The following is a 2,705-nucleotide window of genomic DNA, read 5'->3' as shown; positions in this document are numbered from 1 at the left end:
AACACCGAGGGACGAGCGCAATATAACAACCAGATGATATGGAATCTAAAAGTTGTCACCCATCTTGCTGCGCAAGCTGACCGCCAACTTTCTTAACGATTCCATATATCTACTCTCGTTAGGTGTTCGGAATTTTGATAGGGAGTAAATAATGGAATATTCAACCGCACGTAAAAAGTATGACAAACTAAACTGGCGAGAAAAACTGGTAATAAGCAGCAGCCCTTGGATTGCGGATGATATCGAGTATTTTGCCAGTACAGCTACAACTGAGACAATCAATCGATTTGGCCATAATGGGCATAATGACGCGAGTGATAGCTTTCGCCATTGCTACTTTTCAGCTCTTTTATCGGCAAATATCGGATACTCATTAGCTCGATCATTTCTTGAGGCGCACGAGCTATGGAATGGAAACCCAGAGGATGAATTCATAATGGATATGTACAACAATTACGTTGGACTAAAAATAGGGATGTTTGGTGGAGATGAGATTACGTTATCTGGTCTCTGTATGGCGGCTTATTCTGATGGGAAATTAAAGGTAATCGTGAAGTGAGTAGGCTATTATTGGCGGTATTTTTTCTGGTTCTTATCGGTTGTGGTAAGAGTGTTGATATCACTGAATACAGATATCTAGGAGATCAGCCTTTCGAGCGAGAAGCATGGGGCGATGGATTGCCGGGAGACAGATCCAAAATGGTTTACAGCTTTCTTCACGAAAATGAACCAATTACTAAATTGACTAAAAGGCAGATTATCTCTGAGCTGGGGAAGCCTACAACCTACTATGTGCAAGAATATTTTCCCGCGTACCTGATTGAGCACGAAGGAAAGAAATATGTGTTGGCTTTTTCACTTGAGGGAAATGAGAGCACATCCCAGGTTAAAAATGTTTATGTAGAGGAATATCAAAGAAATTGACGGAAAATGGTCTGGATCACCTAACCATGTGTTGCAGGGGAACCAAAAAGCTACGAATTTTTTGTGTGTTACGCTACGCTCCACATTAACACAAAAACCTCTCCGCTTTTCGGTCCCCTGAACACGACGTTAGGCAGTCAAAATTTGCGCGCTATCTGTCTATCTATATGCGTGTTTTTTATCAAGGAGAAAAATATGTCAGATTATGACGCGATAACAATGGAAGATGTCACGTATATAAAGGCGATAGTTAAAGCGTATTATGGTGAAGCTGTTGCTAGCAGATTTACGTATGGGGCAGTGAGTGATGAGACGGTAAACGCTGTGGCAAAGATGCTTCATGAGACGGTTGATTGTAGTAAGTGGATTGATTCTGTACCAAACCCTTCTGATTTATTGATGCCCACAAAAAATCTGCAAAAATGGGCGTTGAGGGTAATTCGGGCTGCTGGTAAGCCATTTTTAATGGATAATGAAAAAGTAAATATAATGTGCAAAGTCTTTTTGGCCAATAAATTTAAAAGTGACATTGTCATGTCATTAAAATATTAGGTATTGATGATGATAAAAAAATGTTTGTTTGCGATTGTTTGTCTTTTTACGGCTTCTTGTGCTTCACAGAAGCTTGAAATTAAGCCAATAAATCATGTTAGTACATTTTTGTCTCATCAAGCATTCGATACTCTCGAGCTCGTTGGTGATGAAATATGGTTAAGAAAAAAAGGAAAATTAGTTGCTACATACAAGTCAATAAAAAAGCAAGACATGTTTGAGTCTGCTGTAGAAGAAGTGAAATCTGGCTATGCTATGATGAAAGACAAAGGAGCTACAGAAATATTGTATGATGATTCAAAGTATGGATTCTTTGCTGAAACAGATAAATTTAAAACCTATTATATAGCAGATAAAAATAACAAAGATTACTGGGCCTTAATTAGTCTAAAATCGGAACTCGTTGGTTCATCATTTTTAATTCCTGCCGAGTAGCCAGGGTTGCCTAACAAACGCGTGCAAGGGACAAAACTACGCTGCGGTAAATTGTGGTTTGCTACGCAAACTTTACCACAATTTTCCTCCGCTACGTTTTGCCCCTGACGCGGGCGTTATTTTTTTGCAGGCTGAAAGCCTTTTTTAAAACCAAGAGGTTTTTCATTTACAGTTTCGCAGTCGGGCGGGGCATTGCTACCAATCGTTCGGAAAGTATGGTGATGAATTTTAGCTGATCCGCAATCTATTTGATTTTGCCTTTTCTCCGTAGCGATGAATGAAGCCAGCGATTGAGTTCAGGAAGCACGGTTCCGTAATCGGGCCGTGATTTCGTTTAGTGTTTGTGGTGCCATGGTGGTTTCTGAACGTGATGGATTTCGTTGCCACAACCACCTGTGCATTCTTCGAGTGACAATCGGTGTGTTCTACGGCAGCATCCTTAGCCGATGGGCAGGCCCACTAGGATTCAAGCTTCATAGGCACTGTTTAGTTGCAGTGCATTAATGGTCAAAGTCAAAAAATAGTTGGGTGGTTCGGTGCAGGCAATTCGCTTTTGTACAGGCAACAAATAACCAGGGCAAGCACGGGACGCAGTTTCGTTCCGCCTTTTTTGTGGTATCGCTGCGCTCTTTTTACCACAAAAAACGCTCCACTACACTGCGCCCATGTTGCCGGCGTTATAACTTTGCGAGCTGAAATAATTTTAAAACCAAGCGGTCCTACATTTACTCTAGCGCGGGCGTGGTAGGACATTGCTACCGTTTATTCGGTCGGATTTTTAAGTAGCGAAAAGC

Annotated in this window: 4 protein-coding genes; all 4 read left to right on the top strand. The window is 41.2% G+C overall.

The genetic code is table 11. The annotated features are described in order from the left end of the window. Positions 1–151 precede the first annotated feature (151 nt). Entirely contained in the window at positions 152–559 is a 408-nt protein-coding gene (locus tag FT643_RS22890) for a DUF6973 domain-containing protein (RefSeq protein WP_156873717.1), read from the top strand. Further along, positions 556–924 carry a hypothetical protein gene (locus FT643_RS22885; protein WP_156873716.1) on the top strand — a complete coding sequence of 123 codons (369 nt, stop codon included), beginning with the start codon at positions 556–558 and terminating at the stop codon, positions 922–924. The genes FT643_RS22890 and FT643_RS22885 overlap by 4 nt, the downstream gene beginning before the upstream one ends. Positions 925–1,119: 195 nt before the next feature. Beyond that, positions 1,120–1,476, top strand: coding sequence for a hypothetical protein (locus tag FT643_RS22880; RefSeq protein ID WP_156873715.1), 357 nt, complete (start codon positions 1,120–1,122; stop codon positions 1,474–1,476). A 9-nt stretch (positions 1,477–1,485) separates the two neighbouring features. Further along, on the top strand, positions 1,486–1,911 hold the full coding sequence (locus FT643_RS22875; protein WP_198043831.1) for a hypothetical protein: 426 nt from the start codon (positions 1,486–1,488) through the stop codon (positions 1,909–1,911). Positions 1,912–2,705 lie beyond the last annotated feature (794 nt).

Origin of the sequence: Ketobacter sp. MCCC 1A13808 (assembly GCF_009746715.1) — a bacterium.
Taxonomy (GTDB): domain Bacteria; phylum Pseudomonadota; class Gammaproteobacteria; order Pseudomonadales; family Ketobacteraceae; genus Ketobacter.
Note: the sequence above shows the minus strand (reverse complement) of the source record. Positions and strands in the feature narration are given on the sequence as shown.